Raw genomic sequence first — 17,918 nt, 5'->3', positions numbered from 1 at the left:
TCAGGACGATCAGGAGACACAGGACGATGCGTATCGGAGTTCTGACCGCAGGCGGCGACTGTCCGGGCCTGAACGCGGTGATCCGGTCGGTCGTGCACCGAGCGGTCGCCCACTACGGCGACGAGGTCATCGGCTTCGAGGACGGCTACGCCGGTCTCCTCGACGGCCGCTACCGCAGCCTCGACCTGGAGTCCGTCAGCGGCATCCTCGCCCGCGGCGGCACGATCCTGGGCTCGTCACGTCTCCAGCGGGACCGCCTCCGCGAGGCCTGCGAGAACGCGCAGGACATGGCGCATCAGTTCGGCATCGACGTACTCATCCCCATCGGCGGCGAGGGCACGCTGACGGCCGCGCGGATGCTGAGCGACGCCGGTCTGCCGGTGGTCGGTGTCCCGAAGACGATCGACAACGACATCTCGTCGACGGACCGGACCTTCGGTTTCGACACGGCGGTCGGGGTCGCCACGGAGGCGATGGACCGTCTGAAGACGACCGCCGAGTCACACCAGCGCGTGATGGTGGTGGAGGTCATGGGCCGCCACGCCGGATGGATCGCGCTGGAGTCCGGGATGGCGGCGGGTGCGCACGGTATTTGCCTGCCGGAGCGTGCGTTCGACCCCGCTGACCTGGTGAAGATGGTCGAGGAGCGCTTCGCGAGGGGCAAGAAGTTCGCCGTTGTCTGTGTGGCCGAGGGCGCGCATCCCGCCGAGGGCACGATGGACTACGGCCACGGCGAGATCGACCAGTTCGGGCATGAGCGTTTCCAGGGCATCGGCGCCGCCCTCGCGTACGAGCTGGAGCGGCGCCTCGGCAAGGAGGCCAAGCCGGTCATTCTGGGCCACATCCAGCGGGGCGGCACCCCGACCGCGTACGACAGGGTGCTCGCCACGCGCTTCGGCTGGCACGCGGTCGAGGCCGCGCATCACGGGGAGTACGGGCGGATGACCGCGCTGCGCGGGACGGACATCGTGATGGTGCCGCTCGCGGAGGCGGTGACCGAGTTGAAGACGGTGCCGAAGGATCGGATGGATGAGGCGGAGTCGGTGTTCTAGGGGTTCATAGGGGTCCTAGGGGTCCTAGGGGTTCGTAGGGGTTCTGGGGCCCTAGGGGTTCGTAGGGGTTCTGGGGCTTCCTGGGACGAGCTAGTACGAAGTTCGCTGGACCAGTGTCCAGAAGTGGTCGACGATCCGGTCCAGGTACTCGCGGCCGGCGGTCGTTCGGTCCTGGTAGTCGGTGTGCATCTCCTGGAGGACGTCTTGCAGGAGGCGTTTGTCGAGGAGCAGGAGTTTCGCCGTCGGCCGTACGTATGCCTGCCAGCGTGTGGTGACCGCGTTGTGGAGCAGCTCGACCAACTTCGGCTCGCGTCCCGTGACGGCGACGAGGTCGGGGAGCGCGAGGTCGAGTACGTCGGCGAGGGCGGCGGACTGGCGGTCCGTGCCGCGCCATTCGTCGGTCTCCTCCATGCGCAGGTAGAGGGAGAGATCGATGCCGACCGCGTGCGCGACGTCCTCGGCGGCGAGCCCACGCGCCGCGCGGTGCTCTCGTAACGTCCGGGGTGTGCCGATGAGTTCATCCGGCGAGCACCACAACATGCCCGCGAGTGCGGTGAGTTCGAGGCTCGTCGGCGCCAACATGCCGTGTTCCCAGGCGTTGACCATGTCCGGGGTGACGTAGGGGAGCCCGTACGAGGTGCGCATCCCGTAGGCGACGTGCTCGGGTCCCATGCCGAGGGCCATACGGAGTTTTCGAGCTGCCGGGGCGTTGAAGGGCGGGGCGGCTGCCTGGGCGTCCGGCTGCGGGTGTGGGGGCGGGGGTGGGGGTGGGTGGGGGGTCGGGTGCTGGGGCTGCCGTTCATGGGCTGAGCGTCGGTGCACGCGCACAACGTAGGGGTGTGGGGCTGCGGTGACTACGGGCTGTTCAGCCATAATCACGGATTGTAGGAAACTACGGTTCCTGTGGCATGTGTTGTGGAAGTGGCCTGAGTGCGGATCCCTGGGGACCTCTGGGTAGAGGTGACCGTATGACGAAGCTGGACGGGCACATACGTGGGCGCCTTCTCGCGCCGAACTTCTGGCACTTGGCGACGGTCGGGCCGGACGGGGCGCCTCAGGTGTCACCCATGTGGGTGGACATCGAGAGGGATGGCGAGAGTGAGTACGTCATGGTCAACACGTCGGTGGGGCGCGTGAAGGAGGAGAACCTCCGGCGCAACCCGAGCGTCTCCCTGTCCCACATCGATTCCGGGAATCCGTACGACCGGGCCGAGATCCGGGGGCGGGTGGTGCGGTTCGTCGAGGGGGAGGAGGCGGAACGGGCCATGGATCGGCTGACGCGGAAGTACATCGGGGAGGAGCGGTATCCGTGGCTCCTGCCCGGGGAGCGGCGCCTGATGATTCTGATCGAGCCGGTGCGGGTGCGGAGGGTTGTGGGGGTGGAGCCGTTCCGGCCGGGGAAGCTGGGTTAGCGCGGGTGGTCAGAGCAGGTGGTCGGCCTTGCCTGCCTTGATGTCGCGGATGAGGGTGCGGAGGGCTTCGCGGGTGTCGGTGAGGTAGGTGTCCTCGTGGCCGGCTATGGCTATGTAGGCGTTGCCGGTGGGGTCGGTGCCGAGGCGGAAGCAGTTGTTGCCCTCGGAGCAGAAGGGTTCTTCCCAGGTGATGTCCGGCATGGCGGTTCCCTCTCGGGTTGTCGAGGTCAGAGCTGGCGGGCGATGGAGTGGATGAGGTCGCGTGAGTCCTGAGGGCTGAGCGTGCGGGCGTGCCACCACTCCATGTGCGATCGGTACTTGGCGAGCTGCGCCTCGGAGTGAGTGAACTCGCCGCCGTGCGCGGAGTCCAGTTGCACGGTGTCGAGTTGGGGCACGGCACCGTCGGCGTAGAGGACGGCGTGCCCGGCGCCGGGGAAGGCTCCGGCCTCGACGGGAAGGACGCGTACGTCGACGTTGTCGCGCTCGGAGGACTCGCACAGGTGGCCGAGCTGCTCGCGCATGGCCCGTCGGCCGCCGAACTGCATGCGCAGGGCCCACTCGTGGATGTATGCGGTGTAGCGCGGGGGCTCGGGCTGCTCACGGTCGAGCAGCTGTTGCCGCCGCAGGCGTTGTACGACGCGAAGTTCGACCTCTGACTTGGGCAGGGGCGGGAGCGCGGCGGTGAAGATGGCACGGGCGTACTCGCCGAGCTGGAGCAGCCCCGGGATGTGCACGGTCTGGTAGCTGCGCAGCCGCGCGGCGAACCACTCCAACTCGGCGACGTCCAGTAGTCCTTGGGGCAGCGTGCCCCGGTACTGCTGCCACCACCCCCGCTTCCGTGCGTCGGCCATGGCGACCAGGGCGTCGATGTATGCCTTGTCGGCGCAGTCGTAGTTGCTGGCCAGTATCCGGATGCGCTCGGGCGAGATGGCCCGGACGCCCGCCTCCATGTTGGACACCTTCGTCCGGTCCAGACCGAGCAGCCCGGCGGCGTACTCCGTGGTCTGCCCGGTGGCCAGCCGCATCCTGCGCAGCTCGGCCCCGAGACGCTTCTGACGTTCCGTCGGCGCGGGCCTTGTTGGCATGGGTCCCCTTCTGGTGGGTCGTCGGGGTCAGTTTGCACTGGGCGCGGGGTGATGGTCCAACTCCATGGAGGCAATGTGTGTGAGTAAGTGGCACACGTTCCCCTGCTTGCCCTACAGTCGGTGACCAGTTGCTCACGGCCTGCGTGGTGGGAAGGCGTAGCCGTGTCGTCGGCCTGAAATCGCCCTGCTGAAAAGGGAGTTGCCTATGTCCGCACAGCTTGCCGTCCTGAAGTGCCCCGTGTTCGGAGACGTTCCGGAGGTCGTGCCGCCGTCGCATCCCGAGGACCTGGACTATCGCCTCACCATGTCCCTCGGGCCGCTGTCGCCCGGGATCGCCAGGGCGTACACCCGGGTCGTGCTCCAGACGTACGGGATGCGGGACATCGTCGACCCAGCGGTTCAGGTGGTGGGTGAACTCGTCGCCTGCGCCTGGAAGTTCACGCCGGACACGGAGGCGTATCTGTCGCTGCGTTACCGCAACAGTGACTTGGAGGTGGTCCTCTACGACGGGCATCGGCGGCACGGCCATCCGAAGCTGGAGGCGGCTTGCGATGCGCGGAGGAGAGGTGCGCTGTGGGTGTTGGGGTGCGTGGTGCGGGCGTGTAAGGGGGAGTGGGGGTTTGGGGAGGCTCGGGAGCCTGGGGGTGGGACGCGGATGTGGGTGGTGCTGCCGAGGTGGGCGGCTCGGGGGTATTCGGAAGTGAGGTGAGGATGGGCGCTATTCGAGGTTCTCCGCGTCCGCGCGGGATTGCGCGGCTTGGTCCGGGGCGTTGGCGCGGGTGAACGCGTCGGCGGCCCGGAGATGGTGGGCGCGAGCTTCGGCGGTGCGGGCGGCCTCCTCGTGGGCGAGTGCCAGGTTGTGGAGCGTCTGGCCTGTCTCGTACCAGTCCTCGAACTCCTGGAAGATCTCCAGGGCCCTGCTGCACGCCTCGATTGCCTCCTCCCACTCCTCGTTTGGCAGAGCGCAGCCGAGGTTGTTCCAGGCCACGGCCTCGCCGTGGCGATCCTGGGTGACCCGGTACAGGTCGCGGGCGCGGGTGTGGCCTTTAATCGCCTCTTCCGTCCGGTCCGCCTTCTTTAGGGCGCTGCCGAGGTTGTTCCACGCATCGGCCTCGCCCTGGCGGTTCCCGGTGACTTGGTGCAGGTCGCGGGCGCGGGTGAGCGCGTTGATCGCTTCCTCCACCCGGTCCGCTTCCAGGAAGGCGTTGCCGAGGTTGTTCCACGCATCAGCCTCGCCGGGTCGGTCCTTGGCGGCCTGGCACAGATCGCGGTCGCAGGTGTGGGCGTCGATGGCTTCGTCCCTCCGGCCCACCTTGCGTAGGGCGATACCCAGGTTGTTCCATGCCATGGACTCGCCCAAGACATTCCCGGCACGGTGGGTGGCCTCCCGCGCGGCCCGCATGGTCGTGATCAAGTCGTCGAAGTACCGCCGCCAGTCGAGATACTGAGCCAGGCATCCGGCCAGCCGCACTGCTGTGTCCGTGAAGCGCTCCTCGCGCGCCCACAGCACAGCTGCCACCAGTCCCGCCCGCTCCCCGTCAAGCCACTCCAATGCCTCCTTCCGGCCCGTGAACCGTTCCGGTTCCACCGCCCCCGGCAGCCACCGCAACCGGTCATCAGCCGCATCCGCCCATCGGTAGTAGAACGTCAACACCCGCTCCCGCGCTGTCTCCCCCTCCTTCCGTAGACCCTGATCCCTTGCCACCACACTCACCGCGAACGCACGTACCAGGTCATGCAACTGCCACCGCAGCACCGAAGCCGACCCCTCCCCACTCTGGACCGGCGCTACCAAATGGGTGGCGGCCAAGTTCTCCAACAAAGACAGCGACGCGGCCTCCGTGCCCAGGTCGGCCAGGGCAGTCACCGCCTCCGTGGTTGTCTCCGAGCCGGGGGCGAGGGATAGCAGGCGCAGCAACCGGGCTTGGGCAGGTGGCAGTCGGCGGTACGAGGTCTCCAAGACAGGCCGGAGGACGAGTGAGCGGCCGTACAGGTCTGTGCCAGGACTGCCGTTGTCGAGCACGATGGTCGGGTCCTCGGCCTCCTTGATCTCGGCCACGAGTGAGGAGATGGAGCGGTGCCGACGCTGGCGGAGCATGGCGGCGGCGATTTGGAGAGCAAGCGGCAAGTGGCCGCAGAGGGCAGTGAGTTCGCGTAGGGAGTCCAGTTCGCGGGACGGGCGTTCGTCGCGTTCGTCAGCGTCGTGTAGAGCGCAGGTCACTAGGGCGACGGACTCGTCCGGCACGAGGGCTTCGAGGTCGATGATGCGTATGGGGAGGGCGTTCGGGCTGTCTCGGGAGGTGATCAGTACGCGGTGTTGGTCCGTGCCGGGCAGCAGGGGGAGGTACTGGGACGGGTCCGAGGCGTTGTCCAGGATCAGCAGCATGCGCTCGTGTCGCGCCGTGAGGAGCGTGCGGTACGCGTCGTATTGCCGTTCGGTCCTCTCCGGCAGGTCGGCGTCGCGTACACCAAGCGCGTCGAGCAGGGCCAGGACCGCCTGGTCCGCCGTAACCGGGTTGTCGTCGTAGCCGCGCAGGTCGACGAAGAGGGTGCCGCCGGGGAACCAGCCCTTCGCGCGGGCCTGGTGCGCCGCCTCCACAGCCAGCGCCGTCTTGCCGATGCCGCCCATGCCGGTGACGGCGGAGATGAGGAGGGGGAGCGCGGCCGTGTCGCCGTTCGGGGCGGGGGCGAGGCGGGGTAGCAGACGGTCCAGTTCTGCGGATCGGCCTGTGAAGCCGAGGGGGCGGGGTGGGAGGGTGCTGCTCGCTACTGGCACCGGGCCGTGGACCTGGTGGGCGTTACCGCACGTCCCGCCCGTCCGACTTGGCTGTGAAGGGCCCGTTGAACGTGCTGCCCCGGAAATCGAAGTGGTCTCCGCCGTAGACGGTGTTCTCGGTGCTGTTGTCGCTGCGAAAGGGACCCTCCCGAGGGTCGGAGGCCACCGTGGGCCTCGGCTCCAGCTCCCGCAGTACCGCCACGGCGGCCGCGGCGGCGTTCACGGCCGCCCGAGGCTGGGAGCCCTTGCCGTCCTCGGTGGTCTTGTCCGAGTTTGCCTTGTCGCTGATGCCCCGAATGATCAGGGCGCCTGCCTCGCCGGCGAGGTGGACGGCGTGGGCGACGCCCGAACTCTCCATCTCAATCGCAACGGCGTCGTTGTACGTGCGCTTGATGCGGGCGGTGAGTTCGGAGTCGGCGTCCGCCAGGACGACATCCCCAACCGCGATCGGCTTGAAGTGCGCCCTGCCGCGTAGCGCCTCCTTGGCCGCCTGTTCCAGGCGGTGCGAGGCGCGCCATGCCTCCGGGCGGTCCAGGAAACCGTCGGGGGTCTGCTTGCCGCCGTGGATGGCGTACACCTTGGTCGCGACGACGACGTCGCCGATCTCGATGTCGTCCTTGAGTCCGCCCGCGACCCCGACGAACAGCACCGCCTCGGGCTCCAGCCACGACAGCACGCGCTCCGTGAGCGTGGCCGCGGTGAGGGTGCCCTCGCCCATGTCGACCAGCGCGATGCGCCACGGAGTGCCGGGGAGCCTGCCCCGCCTGGCCCTCGTGCCGTAGCGCGGGTGGGTGAGCTTCTCGACGTCCGTGAGGTGGTCCAGTACGGCGCCGTATTCGAGCGACAGCGCGGTGAGGACCGCCACGGTGGGCATGGGGCGCGTGGTGGGTTTTGTCTCCGGCACGGTATTTACGGTACTGCCAAGTGGGTTGTTCCGGACCGGCGTTGGGTGGGGTCGTGCGGCGTACGGTAGGGGCATTGCCTGCGTGATGCTTGCGGGTGGTGGGTTCGGTGCGGGGGACGGCGGGCGAGATGACGACTAGGTATGGCGGGAACCACCTCGACTTCCAGGGCGGGGAGTTCAACGGTCCGTTCACAGTTAACGCGGGGTACCACGACCATGGGCCCGCGCCCACCGCGCTGGACGCCCTGCCCGCGCCGGCCGTGGGCTTCACCGGGCGCGAAGACGAATTGCGTACGCTGCTCGACGCGCTCGATCCCAGGGCCAGTAGCGAGCCAGAGATGGTCTTGGTGGCCGCTTTGTCCGGGCTCGGTGGCATCGGCAAGACCGCGCTCGCGGTGGAGGCAGCGCACGAGGCGTGTGGGAAGGGCTGGTTTCCGGGCGGGACGCTCTTCCTGGATCTGCATGGGTACGACGACGATCCGGTGAGCGGAGAGCAGGCGCTGGAGGCGTTGCTGCGGGCGTTGGGTGTGGAGCCGGAGCATATTCCGGTGCGGGCGGATGAGCGGGCGGCGCTCTACCGGTCGGTGCTGGCCGAGCGAGGGCGGGAGCGGGGTGCGGTGCTGATTTGTGCCGACAACGCGTCCTCACCGGAGCAGGTGCGGCCGTTGCTGCCGGGTGACGTACGGCATCGGTTGCTCGTCACCTCGCGCAGTAAGTTGCCCCAGCTGGGGGCGAGGCTGTTGCCGTTGGACGAGCTCACGCCGCAGGAGGCGTACGAGCTTCTCGAACGGGCTCTGCGGATCGCCGATCCGGCCGACAGTCGTGTCGTAGACGAGACCGGGCCGGCGGCCGAACTTGCTGCCTTCTGCGGGCATCTGCCGCTGGCCCTCCAGATCGCGGCGGCGTTGCTTGTGCTGGATCGGGATAAGCCTGTGGCCGAACTCGCTGCCGAACTCTCCGAGTTCCACGACCGTCTCGTCCACCTCGACGACGGCGAGCGCAGTGTCCGCGCCGCCTTCGACCTGTCATACCGGCGGCTGCCGCCCGACCAGGCTCGGCTGCTGCGGCTGCTTTCGCTTGCTCCGGGGGCCGAGGTGACCACCGAAGTCGTCACCGCCTTGACGGGGGCGGACACGCCGCCGATCCGCACGTTGGACGCGCTGGCCCGTGCGCACCTCGTCGAGCGGGGGAGTGGGCGTGGGCGGTGGCGGTTGCATGACTTGGTGCGGGCGTTCGGGGTGGGTGTGGTGGCGGGGGATGTGGGGTTGCGGGAGGAGGGGGAGGCTGCGCGGCAGCGGATGTTGGAGTTTTACTGCCGGTGGGCGGATGCGGCGGACGACCGGTTGCAGTGGCTGCCGGGGAAACCGGAGCCTGAGCGGTTCAGCGATCGGGAGGAGGCGTTGGCGTGGTTCGACGGGGAGCGGGCCGGGCTGGTGGCTGCGGTGTCGTGGGGGAAGGAGGAGCGGTTCGCGGACGCGGCGGGGAGGTTAGCCGCATGCCTGGGGGTGTATCTCCACTGGCGGCGGTACTTCGATGACTTGATCACGGTCTGCCGGGCTGCGCGGGAGACCGCCCACCACACCGGGGATAACGTCCGCGAGGCCATTGCGTGGAACAACCTCGGCGGCGCCCTGCAAGCGGCAGGCCTTGCGGAGGAGGCGATCGAGGCTCACACCCGCGCCCGCGACCTATACCAAGCCGTCGGGGACCGCCACCGGGAGGCCAGCGCGTGGAACAACCTTGGCGGGGCCTTGCGGGCGACGGGCCTTGTGGAGGAGGCGATCGAGGCTCACACCCGCGCCCGCGACCTATACCAAGCCGCCGGGGACCGTCGCAGCGAGGCCATCGCGTGGAACAACGTCGGGCGTGCCCTGGGACAGGCAGGCCTTGCGGAGGAGGCGATCGAGGCTCTCACCCGTGCCCGCGACCTATACCAAGCCGCCAGGCACCCCCACGCCGAGGCCGTGACGTGGAACAACCTCGGCACCGTCCTGCGGAACACGGGCCGGACGGAGGAAGCGATCGAGGCGCACGGCAGGGCTCTGGAGATCTACCAGCAGTTCGAGGACTGGTACCGCGCAGGCACCACCCTGCAAAACCTGGCCTTCGCTCATAAGGACGCGCACCGCCCCGCCGAAGCCCGCGCTCACTACCTCCAGGCCGCCGACGCCTACACCCGCGCCAACGCCCCCACCGAAGCAGCCGCCGCGCGCACTGCGGCGAATGAAATCCTCACCCCTTGACCGCCCCACCCAAAGCAAACCCCCCACCCAACCGCCTCGCCACCCCCACATACAACAAAATCACCGGCGTCGAATAAATAACCGAGAACGCCGCCAGCTGCCCATAAACCACCGTCCCCCGATTCCCGAAGAACTCATTGATGCTCACGGCCGCCGGCATCTGATCCGGTGTGAGCAGCAGCATGAACGGGACGAAGAAGTTCCCCCACATCATCACGAACGAGAAGACCGTCACCACCGCGACGCCCGGCCCCATCAGCGGCAGCACGACCCGCACCAGGGATTGAAACGACGACGCGCCGTCCGTCCACGCCGCCTCCTCCAACTCCTTCGGTACGCCGTCCATGAAGTTCTTCATCAGCCAAATAGCAAACGGCAGTTGGGACGCGGCGAAGAAGAAGATCGTGCCTTGCATGGTGTCGATCAAGTTCACCTGAACGAACAACGCGTACACCGGGACCATGATCGCCGTAATCGGCAGGCTCGTCGCGAAGAGGATCGTCAGGAGGAACGGGCGGTTGAGGCGGGAACGGAACCGTGAGAGCGGGTAGGCGGCGAGGGCCGCGCACGCCACCGTCAGAGCCGTTCCGCCGCCGCACAGCAGCAGGCTGTTCAGCAGGGGCGTGAAGGTGATGTCCGGTGTCAGGACGGCGTCGAAGTTGTCGAAGGTGAGGCCGTCAGGGAGCTTGACCCTCAGGTCCGCTTGCGCGTCCAGGGACGACAGGACCACCCACGCCAGCGGGAGTACGAACGCGGCCGCCACCACCAGCAGACCGGCGTCGGCGGCCAGGCGGTGGCGGACGGCCCGGCGGGAGGCGGGAGTTCGGGTTCTCGGGGGCAAAGGGGCGACAGGGGTCACAGGGGTCACGGGGGTCACGGGGGTCACAGGGGTCACAGGGGGTCACACCTCCGTTCGCAGCAGCCGTAGGTACAGGACCGAGAAGAGGGAGCCGACCACCAGGAGCAGCAGAGCAACCGCCGTGCCGTAGCCGATCATGCTTTTCTGGAAGGCCTCCTCGTACATGAAGAGAGGGAGGGTTTGGCTTTTGCCGCCGGGGCCGCCTCTTGTCATCACCCAGATCAGGCCGAAGACGGAGAGGGTCTGGAGGGTGATGAGCATCAGGTTGGTGCCGATGGAGCGGCGGATCATCGGGAGGGTGATGTGCCACATGCGGCGCCAGCCGCCCGCGCCGTCGACCTCCGCCGCTTCCGTGATTTCCTTCGGGATTTCGTTCAGGGCCGCCGAATAGACCAGCATCGAGAAGGCCGTTCCGCGCCAGACGTTCGCGAAGGACACCGCCAGTATCGGGAGCGTGTAGAGCCAGTTCTGGGTGGGGAGATGGAGCCAGTCCAGGATGGCGTTCAGGGTGCCTTCTCGGCGGAAGAAGGCGTAGAGGAGGAAACCTGCCACCACCTCCGGGAGTACCCAGGCTGTTACGACGATGCCGCCGACGAGCGTGCGGACGGGTTTTGAGGCGCGTTGCATGAGGGCGGCGAGGGCCAGGCCCAGGGTGTTCTGGCCGAGCAGGGCCGAGATGACCGTGAAGACGAGCGTCAGCCAGACCGCGTTGAGGAATGCCTCGTCGCCGAATGCCGTGCGGAAGTTCTCGAAGCCGATGAAGGAGTCCTCGGCCTGGCCGGTGAGTTGGAGGTCGGTGAAGGCGATGTAGGCGCAGTAGGCGATCGGGCCGGCGAGGAAAAGGAGAAGGAGGATGACGGCGGGGGTGAGGGGGAGGGCACGGGGGAGTGCTCGGGTGAGGGAGCGGGTGGACGAGCGGGCGCTCACCCTTCCGTCACCTGGTCGTCCGTCGCCGTCTTCAGGTCCTCGTCGTATTGCTTCGCCGCGTCCTCGACCGATACGTCACCCGTCGTTACGCCCTCCATGGCCTCCTGAATTGCCGTCGAGACCTTGGGATACGCCGGGTACGCGGGGCGGTAGTGCGTGCTCGGGACGAGGTCCGTGAAGAACTTGATTCCGGGTTGCGCCTTTACGTAGGCGGGGTCGGCCGCCACGTCCTTCCGCACCGCGATGCCGGAATTGGAGATGTACCACTTCTGGGCGTTCTCCTTCGTCTGCATCGCCTTGATGAACTCGAAGGCCAGGTCCGGGTTCGCCGACTTCGACGGGATCGCCCAGGTCCAGCCGCCGGACATGCTCACCTTGCCGGGGGCTTGGCCGTGTTGGGTGGGCATGTACGCGAGGCCGAGCTTCTCCGACCACTCCGGCCATTCGTGGCCGCTTCCCTCCAGCCAGTCCTGCGGGAGCCAGGAGCCGTCGAGGTTGATGGCGAGTTTGCCCTCGGGGAGGAGTTCGCCGCGGACTCGGGTGGCGATGTTCGGGTCCAGGGCGTCGGAGACTTCCGGGCCCAGTTTTTCCTTGAAGACCGTTTCCACGAACGTCAGGGCGTCCTTGAAGCCTTGGGTTCCGGTCTTCCACTTCTTGGACTTCTCGTCGTACAGGGGGTCGGAGGCGGAGGCGGATGCCGTCGCGGCTTCCGTGCCGTAGAGGAGCATTTCGAAGCCCTGCATGGTGGCGGCCTCACCTGCGGGTTTGCCCGTGTAGACGTTCAGGGGGATGACGCCGGGGACTTTCTCTTTGACCGTGCGGGCGGCGGTCAGGATGTCGTCCCATGTCTTCGGCTGCCAGTCTGCGGGCAGGCCGGCCTTCTCGAAGATCGCCTTGTCGAACCACAGGCCCCGGGTGTCCGTGCCGTCCGGAATGCCGTACGTCTTGCCGTCCTCGGCCTTCGCCGCCGTCTTGGCCGTGTCGATGAACTGGTCCCAGTCCTTCCAGTCGGCCAGGTAGTCGTCGAGGGGTTTCAGGTATCCGCTCGTGATGTCGGAGTTGATCAGGAACGTGTCCTCGTAGACCAGGTCGGGGGCCGTCTTGGGCGACCGGAGCATTTGCTGGACCTTTGTGTAGTACTCCGAGTCCGGGGCCTTGATCGGAACCAGTTCTATCTTCTTGCCCGGGTTCGCCTTCTCGAACTGCTTCTTGATGTCGGCGAGGAAGGTGTCCAGGACGCGGATCGAGTTGTCCGTGGACTGCTTGTAGGAGACCTTCACCGTGTCCGGGTCGCTGCCGGAGCCGCTGCCGCAGGCGGTGAGTGTGGTCGCCGCGGTGGCCGTGAGGGCGAGGAGGAGAGGGACGCGGGGGAGTCGGGTGATTCGGCGGGGGAGAGGTGCGGTGGGGCGCACGGGCACGACCTCCTGCTGGCTACGTCGCTGTGGCCTTGGGTGGTGCCCGGTGACGGTAAGGGCGGTGGTCTAGTCAGGTCAATGCATCTGCGGCTGCTTGGCCGAGGGTGGCTTCGGGCGGTCCCTGTCGGTACTCGGCAACTGGCAGATTTGTTCCGGCGACATGCCCTGAGCGCCGTGTGCTGCCGGGACAAATCTGCCAATCGGTGCCTGCTTTAAGGTACTTCCAGGGGACGTGCAGGGGACGTGCAGGGGATGGGGGGCACAGTGGCGCAGGAGCCGGACGGCGGCGACGTCAGTGTCGGGCAGTTGTTGCTCGCCGAATACCAGGTCGTCAAGGACGAGCAGAAGACCCGTATCGGCTTCCGGGACAACCTCCTCTACGTCACCCTCACCGTCGTCGCCGCCGTCATCGCCGCGACGGCCCAGGCCAAGCAGCCCGCCATGCTGCTCGCCCTCCCGCCCGTGTGTGTCGTGCTCGGCTGGACCTACCTCGTCAACGACGAGAAGATCTCCGCGATAGGGGCGTATGTGCGGGGCGATCTCGGGCCTCGGGTCGCTCAGATCGCCCAACTCCCGGCCGCCGACAAGGTCTTCGCCTGGGAGACCGCCCACCGTTCCGACGCCCGTCGTCGCTCCCGCAAGGCGATCCAGTGCGGTATCGATCTGCTCGCCTTCTGCGTCGTTCCGCTCGCGAGCCTCATCGTCTACTGGGCGAGCGGCAAGACCAGCCCCGGCCTCGTCGGTCTCTCCGTCGTCGAGGCGCTCACGGTTGTCGGGCTGGGCGTCCAAGTCGTCGTCTACGCTCGGCCGTTCAGCTGACCAAGCACGGTTATCCCGGCTGTCCCTTCACCCACCTGTACTGCAGCTCCGGCCGCCCCACCTGCCCGTACTGCGGACTCCGTGCCGCCCGCCCGGCGTCCACCAGGTGCTCCAGGTACCGCCGAGCCGTGATCCGTGAGATGCCGACCGCCTCGGCGATGCCCGCCGCCGTCAGGCCCTCGGCCGCGTCCCGCAGAGCCACCGTCACCCGCTCCAGCGTCGGCGCGCTCAAGCCCTTCGGCAACGCCGCCGGGCCGGGCGCCCGCAGCGTCGCCAGCGCCCGGTCCACCTCGTCCTGACCGCTCGCCTCGCCCGCCGCCGCGTGGAACTCGGCGTACCTCACCAGCCGGTCCCGTAGCGTCGCGAACGTGAACGGTTTCAGGACGTACTGGACGACGCCCAGTGAGACGCCCTCCCGGACGACGGTCAGGTCGCGGGCCGACGTCACCGCTATCACGTCCGCGTGGTAGCCGGCCGCGCGGAGGGAGCGGGCCAGTTGCAGGCCGTGGACGTCGGGGAGGTGGAGGTCCAGCAGCAGCAGGTCAACCGGGGTGCGGTCCAGGGCCCGGCGGGCTTCCGCGCCCGTGTGGGCCTTGCCCACCGCCGTGAAGCCGGGGACGCGGCCGACGTACATCATGTGGGCGTCGGCGGCGACCGGGTCGTCCTCCACGACCAGGACTCTGATGGGGTCCGACTGAGTCATGAGCGGTCGCCTCCAGGCGCGGCGGACGGAACAGCGGATCGATCTGTGGGCTGAGCAGCCGCCCCGGCGGAGTCATTTCCCGTACGCAACGGCAAACACACCTCGAACTCCGCCCCACCCCCGGCCGCCTCCGACACGGTCAGCGTGCCCTCATGGCGGCGTACGACCTGCCGGACGAGCGCGAGGCCCAGGCCCCGCCCGTTCGGGCCCGACGGCTTCGTCGTGAAGCCTCGTTCGAAGACCAACTCTGCGTGGGCGGGGTCCACGCCGGCGCCCGTGTCGGCGACCTTCAGGACGAGTACGGAGTCGTCGGTGTGCGCCATCACCGTCACCCGCGCCCCTACCGATCCTTGAGCCGCGTCCACCGCGTTGTCGATCAGGTTGCCGAGGACCGTCACCAGGTCCCTCGCCGGCAGGGACTCGGGGAGGAGCCCGTCGTCGATGCGGCTGTCGTCCGAGACCACCAGTTCCACGCCGCGCTCGTTCGCCTGGGCCGCCTTGCCCAGGAGCAGGGCGGCCAGGACCGGCTCGCTCACCGCTGCCACCACCTGGTCCGTCAGGGCTTGCGCCAGCTCCAGCTCCGCCGTCGCGAAGTCCACCGCCTCGTCCGCCCTGCCCAGTTCGATCAGGGAGACGACCGTGTGGAGGCGGTTCGCGGCCTCGTGGGCCTGGGAGCGGAGGGCTTGCGTGAAGCCTCGCTCGGAGTTCAGTTCACCCATCAGGGACTGGAGTTCCGTCACATCCCGCAGGGTGACCACCGTGCCGCGGCGCTGGCCGCCCGAGACCGGGGAGGTGTTGACCACCAGGACCCGTTCGGCGGTCAGGAGTACCTCGTCGACCCTGGGCTCGGACGACAGCAGCGCTCCCGTCAGAGGAGTGGGCAGGCCCAGGTCGGCCACGGACCGGCCGACCACCTCCTCCGTCACCCCGAGCAGCTCCCGCGCCCCGTCGTTGATCAACGCCACCCGGTACTGGCCGTCGAGCATCAGCAGGCCCTCGCGTACGGCGTGGAGGGCTGCCTGGTGATAGTCGTGCATGTTGCTGAGCTCGGCGGCGTTCATGTTGTGGGTGTGGCGGCGGAGGCGGGCGTTGACGACATACGTGCCGACGCCGCCCAGGGCGAGGGCGCCGGCGGCCACGCCGACCAGGGCCGTCAGCTGGTCCTGGACGCGGTCGCTGATCGCCTGGACCTTGATGCCGGCGCTGACGAGGCCGATGACCTCGCCGTTCTCCATGATCGGCGTGACCGCGCGGACGGAGGGGCCGAGGGTGCCCGTGTAGGTCTCGGTGATGGTGCGGCCCTGCTGCGCCGCCTCGATGTGGCCGACGAACTTCCGGCCTACCTGCTCGGGGGAAGGGTGCGTCCAGCGGATGCCGTGGTAGTTCATGATCGTCACGAAGTCGACGCCCGCGTGGTTCTGCACCTCGGTGGCGTACGGCTGGAGCCGCTTCGTCGGCTTGGGGGTGTGGATCGCCTCCCGTACGGAGGGGGAGTCGGCGACCGTGACGGCGACGGCCAGGGCCTGGCGGGTCGCCGCCTCCTCCGCCTGGCTGCGGTCGCTGACGTACGTGAACAGCGCGTACCCGGCGACGACGGCCGCGATCAGCACCGCCTGTACGGCGAAGAGCTGGCCGGCCAGGCTGCGGGGGCGGAGGAGGGGCGGGACGAGCATGCCAACAGTCTGCATCGGCGCGTCAGTGTGAACTAAATGAACGGAAGGGTGACCGCCCTCACACGGCGGGCCATAGTCACCTCATCGACATGGCCAGCACCTGGACATCGACAGGGAGTACGACTCCCGACGCGGGACCCCACACCCGAGCCGCCGGGAGCCCGTCTCTCACCCGCTGAGAGCCGGTTTTCCCACCCACCGGAGCCGGATCCCCACACCGGAGCCGGTTCCCAACCACTGGGAGCACGTCTCTCACCCACCGGGAGCTCCCCCAAGCTCCCGCCTCCGGAAGCCCTCGGCTTCCACCGCCGGGAGACCGGCTCCCACACCCCCCGGGAGTCCCCCACTCCCAGCGCCGGGAGCCCGGTCTCCCGTACGGGAGACCCCGAGCTCCCACCCGGGAGTCCGCTCCCAAACATGCACGGTCTCCCACCCCTGGGAGACCGTCTCCCGAATTCCCCCGGACGTGAGCCGCACGCCGGAACAGCGAGCCGACGACGTCGTCGACGAGGAGGGCAGCCGTGGCCAGCACCACAGATACGGCACCTACCGCACCCGCCAAGCGGGACCGCACCCACTACCTGTACATCGCCGTGATCGTGGCCGTGGCCCTCGGTATCGCCGTGGGTCTGATCGCCCCCGACTTCGCGGTCGAACTGAAGCCCATCGGTACCGGCTTCGTGAACCTGATCAAGATGATGATCTCGCCGATCATCTTCTGCACCATCGTGCTGGGCATCGGCTCCGTACGGAAGGCCGCGAAGGTAGGTGCGGTCGGTGGTATCGCACTCGGCTACTTCATGGTGATGTCGCTGGTCGCGCTCAGCATCGGCCTCGTCGTCGGCAACATCGTGGACCCGGGCACGGGTCTCGTGGTGAACGACGCGATCAAGGAGACCGGTCAGGCCCAGGTGTCGGACGAGGCGCTGCCGCCGGTCGAGTTCATCCTCTCCATCATCCCCACCACGATGGTCTCCGCCTTCACTGGGAAGGAGGTCCTGCAGACCCTGCTGGTCGCCCTGCTCGCCGGCTTCGCGCTGCAGTCCATGGGCTCGGCGGGCCAGCCGATCCTGCGCGGTATCGAGCACATCCAGCGGCTCGTCTTCCGCATCCTCGCCATGGTCATGTGGGCCGCCCCGATCGGTGCCTTCGGCGCCATCGCCGCCGTCACCGGTTCCGCGGGCCTCGACGCGCTGAAGAGCCTGGCCGTGCTGATGCTCGGCTTCTACGTCACCTGCTTCCTCTTCGTCTTCATCGTCCTCGCCGCGCTGCTGCGCCTGGTCGCGGGACTGAACATCCTCACGCTCTTCAAGTACCTGGGCCGTGAGTTCCTGCTGATCCTGTCCACCTCCTCCTCCGAGTCGGCGCTGCCGCGCCTCATCGCGAAGATGGAGCACATGGGCGTCAGCAAGCCCGTCGTCGGCATCACCGTCCCGACCGGCTACTCCTTCAACCTCGACGGCACCATGATCTACATGACCATGGCGTCCCTGTTCGTCGCCGACGCCATGGGTACGCCGATGTCGATCGGCGAGCAGATCCCGCTGCTGCTCTTCCTGCTGGTCGCCTCGAAGGGCGCGGCCGGTGTGACGGGTGCGGGTCTCGCCACCCTCGCCGGTGGCCTTCAGTCCCACAAGCCCGCCCTCGTGGACGGCGTCGGTCTCATCGTCGGCATCGACCGCTTCATGAGCGAGGCCCGCGCCCTCACCAACTTCGCGGGCAACGCCGTCGCCACCGTCCTGATCGGCACCTGGACGAAGGAGATCGACAAGGAGCGCGTCGAGCAGGTCCTCGCCGGCCAGATCCCGTTCGACGAGGCGACGCTCCAGGACGACCACGTCTCCGGCGCCCCTGCCGACGCCCCCGAGCAGGACGGGCAGAAGGAGCTGGCGAAGGCCTGAACCCCCGGGCCCTGAGCTCCGGACACGGCCTGGGGGGAACCCCCGGGCCGTGTCCGGTTCCACCGACTCCGGGCCGTGTCCGGGCCCGGTCGTCACTGACTCCGGGCGGCTGAGGCGCTCCCCCGTCGCTCAGCCGCCCGGTCGGCACA

General features: G+C 68.3%; 16 protein-coding genes. 6 read left to right on the top strand and 10 right to left on the bottom strand.

All coding sequences use genetic code 11. The annotated features are described in order from the left end of the window. Window positions 1-26: 26 nt before the first annotated feature. Window positions 27-1,052 carry an ATP-dependent 6-phosphofructokinase gene (locus CES90_RS31550; RefSeq protein ID WP_189785819.1) on the top strand — a complete coding sequence of 342 codons (1,026 nt, stop codon included), beginning with the start codon at window positions 27-29 and terminating at the stop codon, window positions 1,050-1,052. 90 nt (window positions 1,053-1,142) lie between these two features. On the opposite strand, the gene CES90_RS31545 is transcribed toward CES90_RS31550, so the two are convergent. Continuing rightward, window positions 1,143-1,925 carry a helix-turn-helix domain-containing protein gene (locus CES90_RS31545; protein WP_189785818.1) on the bottom strand — a complete coding sequence of 261 codons (783 nt, stop codon included), beginning with the start codon at window positions 1,923-1,925 and terminating at the stop codon, window positions 1,143-1,145. Window positions 1,926-2,020: 95 nt separating this feature from the next. On the opposite strand from CES90_RS31545, the gene CES90_RS31540 reads away from it, so the two are divergent. Beyond that, complete coding sequence (locus CES90_RS31540; protein ID WP_189785817.1) at window positions 2,021-2,464, top strand: PPOX class F420-dependent oxidoreductase; 444 nt, start codon at window positions 2,021-2,023, stop codon at window positions 2,462-2,464. 9 nt (window positions 2,465-2,473) lie between these two features. Here the strand turns inward: CES90_RS31540 and CES90_RS31535 are convergent, their stop codons facing one another. Together CES90_RS31535 and CES90_RS31530 are read right to left on the bottom strand one after the other, a co-directional pair. Then, window positions 2,474-2,665, bottom strand: coding sequence for a hypothetical protein (locus CES90_RS31535; RefSeq protein ID WP_189785816.1), 192 nt, complete (start codon window positions 2,663-2,665; stop codon window positions 2,474-2,476). A gap of 26 nt (window positions 2,666-2,691) precedes the next feature. Continuing rightward, window positions 2,692-3,549: a helix-turn-helix domain-containing protein gene (locus CES90_RS31530; RefSeq protein ID WP_189785815.1), complete on the bottom strand. Its 858-nt coding sequence runs from the start codon at window positions 3,547-3,549 to the stop codon at window positions 2,692-2,694. Between the two features lie 205 nt (window positions 3,550-3,754). Between CES90_RS31530 and CES90_RS31525 the strand changes: the two genes are divergently transcribed. Continuing rightward, the gene (locus CES90_RS31525) at window positions 3,755-4,258 is read left to right on the top strand and encodes an ATP-binding protein (RefSeq protein WP_189785814.1); all 504 of its coding nucleotides are present in this window, start codon (window positions 3,755-3,757) and stop codon (window positions 4,256-4,258) included. A gap of 9 nt (window positions 4,259-4,267) precedes the next feature. Here the strand turns inward: CES90_RS31525 and CES90_RS31520 are convergent, their stop codons facing one another. Both CES90_RS31520 and CES90_RS31515 read right to left on the bottom strand, forming a co-directional pair. Beyond that, on the bottom strand, window positions 4,268-6,178 hold the full coding sequence (locus CES90_RS31520; RefSeq protein ID WP_229914156.1) for a tetratricopeptide repeat protein: 1,911 nt from the start codon (window positions 6,176-6,178) through the stop codon (window positions 4,268-4,270). A 169-nt stretch (window positions 6,179-6,347) separates the two neighbouring features. After that, window positions 6,348-7,229, bottom strand: coding sequence for a 5'-methylthioadenosine/S-adenosylhomocysteine nucleosidase family protein (locus tag CES90_RS31515; protein ID WP_373313516.1), 882 nt, complete (start codon window positions 7,227-7,229; stop codon window positions 6,348-6,350). A gap of 128 nt (window positions 7,230-7,357) precedes the next feature. Here CES90_RS31515 and CES90_RS31510 point away from each other — a divergent pair, with 128 nt between their 5' ends. Then, entirely contained in the window at window positions 7,358-9,472 is a 2,115-nt protein-coding gene (locus CES90_RS31510) for a tetratricopeptide repeat protein (protein ID WP_189785812.1), read from the top strand. Here the strand turns inward: CES90_RS31510 and CES90_RS31505 are convergent. The 3 genes from CES90_RS31505 to CES90_RS31495 are packed head-to-tail and all read right to left on the bottom strand — an operon-like array spanning window position 9,462 to window position 12,670. Further along, window positions 9,462-10,313 carry a carbohydrate ABC transporter permease gene (locus CES90_RS31505; RefSeq protein WP_189785863.1) on the bottom strand — a complete coding sequence of 284 codons (852 nt, stop codon included), beginning with the start codon at window positions 10,311-10,313 and terminating at the stop codon, window positions 9,462-9,464. The genes CES90_RS31510 and CES90_RS31505 overlap by 11 nt on opposite strands. Before the next feature lie 60 nt (window positions 10,314-10,373). Further along, entirely contained in the window at window positions 10,374-11,258 is an 885-nt protein-coding gene (locus tag CES90_RS31500; RefSeq protein ID WP_189785811.1) for a carbohydrate ABC transporter permease, read from the bottom strand. Further along, window positions 11,255-12,670 (bottom strand): extracellular solute-binding protein, encoded by a 1,416-nt coding sequence (locus tag CES90_RS31495; RefSeq protein WP_373313515.1) that lies wholly within the window; start codon window positions 12,668-12,670, stop codon window positions 11,255-11,257. The genes CES90_RS31500 and CES90_RS31495 overlap by 4 nt, the downstream gene beginning before the upstream one ends. Before the next feature lie 255 nt (window positions 12,671-12,925). On the opposite strand from CES90_RS31495, the gene CES90_RS31490 reads away from it, so the two are divergent. Continuing rightward, window positions 12,926-13,492, top strand: coding sequence for a hypothetical protein (locus CES90_RS31490; RefSeq protein ID WP_189785810.1), 567 nt, complete (start codon window positions 12,926-12,928; stop codon window positions 13,490-13,492). A 10-nt stretch (window positions 13,493-13,502) separates the two neighbouring features. Here CES90_RS31490 and CES90_RS31485 read toward each other — a convergent pair whose 3' ends face one another. Both CES90_RS31485 and CES90_RS31480 read right to left on the bottom strand, forming a co-directional pair. Beyond that, entirely contained in the window at window positions 13,503-14,195 is a 693-nt protein-coding gene (locus tag CES90_RS31485) for a response regulator (RefSeq protein WP_189785809.1), read from the bottom strand. Next, entirely contained in the window at window positions 14,192-15,868 is a 1,677-nt protein-coding gene (locus CES90_RS31480; RefSeq protein WP_189785808.1) for an ATP-binding protein, read from the bottom strand. The genes CES90_RS31485 and CES90_RS31480 overlap by 4 nt, the downstream gene beginning before the upstream one ends. 521 nt (window positions 15,869-16,389) lie before the next feature. Between CES90_RS31480 and CES90_RS31475 the strand changes: the two genes are divergently transcribed. Further along, a complete protein-coding gene (locus CES90_RS31475; protein ID WP_189785807.1) occupies window positions 16,390-17,769 on the top strand; it encodes a cation:dicarboxylate symporter family transporter in 1,380 nt (459 codons plus the stop codon). Window positions 17,770-17,918 lie beyond the last annotated feature (149 nt).

Origin of the sequence: Streptomyces capitiformicae (assembly GCF_002214185.1) — a bacterium.
Classification (GTDB): domain Bacteria; phylum Actinomycetota; class Actinomycetes; order Streptomycetales; family Streptomycetaceae; genus Streptomyces; species Streptomyces capitiformicae.
This window is presented reverse-complemented; position numbering and strand designations above follow the sequence as displayed.

Coding starts and splice junctions, on each gene's coding strand:
- CES90_RS31485 (WP_189785809.1), bottom strand. CDS start 14,195: ATGACTCAGTCGGACCCCATCAGAGTCCTGGTCGTGGAGGACGACCCG.
- CES90_RS31480 (WP_189785808.1), bottom strand. CDS start 15,868: ATGCTCGTCCCGCCCCTCCTCCGCCCCCGCAGCCTGGCCGGCCAGCTC.
- CES90_RS31530 (WP_189785815.1), bottom strand. CDS start 3,549: ATGCCAACAAGGCCCGCGCCGACGGAACGTCAGAAGCGTCTCGGGGCC.
- CES90_RS31550 (WP_189785819.1), top strand. CDS start 27: ATGCGTATCGGAGTTCTGACCGCAGGCGGCGACTGTCCGGGCCTGAAC.
- CES90_RS31535 (WP_189785816.1), bottom strand. CDS start 2,665: ATGCCGGACATCACCTGGGAAGAACCCTTCTGCTCCGAGGGCAACAAC.
- CES90_RS31490 (WP_189785810.1), top strand. CDS start 12,926: ATGGGGGGCACAGTGGCGCAGGAGCCGGACGGCGGCGACGTCAGTGTC.
- CES90_RS31525 (WP_189785814.1), top strand. CDS start 3,755: ATGTCCGCACAGCTTGCCGTCCTGAAGTGCCCCGTGTTCGGAGACGTT.
- CES90_RS31540 (WP_189785817.1), top strand. CDS start 2,021: ATGACGAAGCTGGACGGGCACATACGTGGGCGCCTTCTCGCGCCGAAC.
- CES90_RS31545 (WP_189785818.1), bottom strand. CDS start 1,925: ATGGCTGAACAGCCCGTAGTCACCGCAGCCCCACACCCCTACGTTGTG.
- CES90_RS31520 (WP_229914156.1), bottom strand. CDS start 6,178: ATGGGCGGCATCGGCAAGACGGCGCTGGCTGTGGAGGCGGCGCACCAG.
- CES90_RS31510 (WP_189785812.1), top strand. CDS start 7,358: ATGACGACTAGGTATGGCGGGAACCACCTCGACTTCCAGGGCGGGGAG.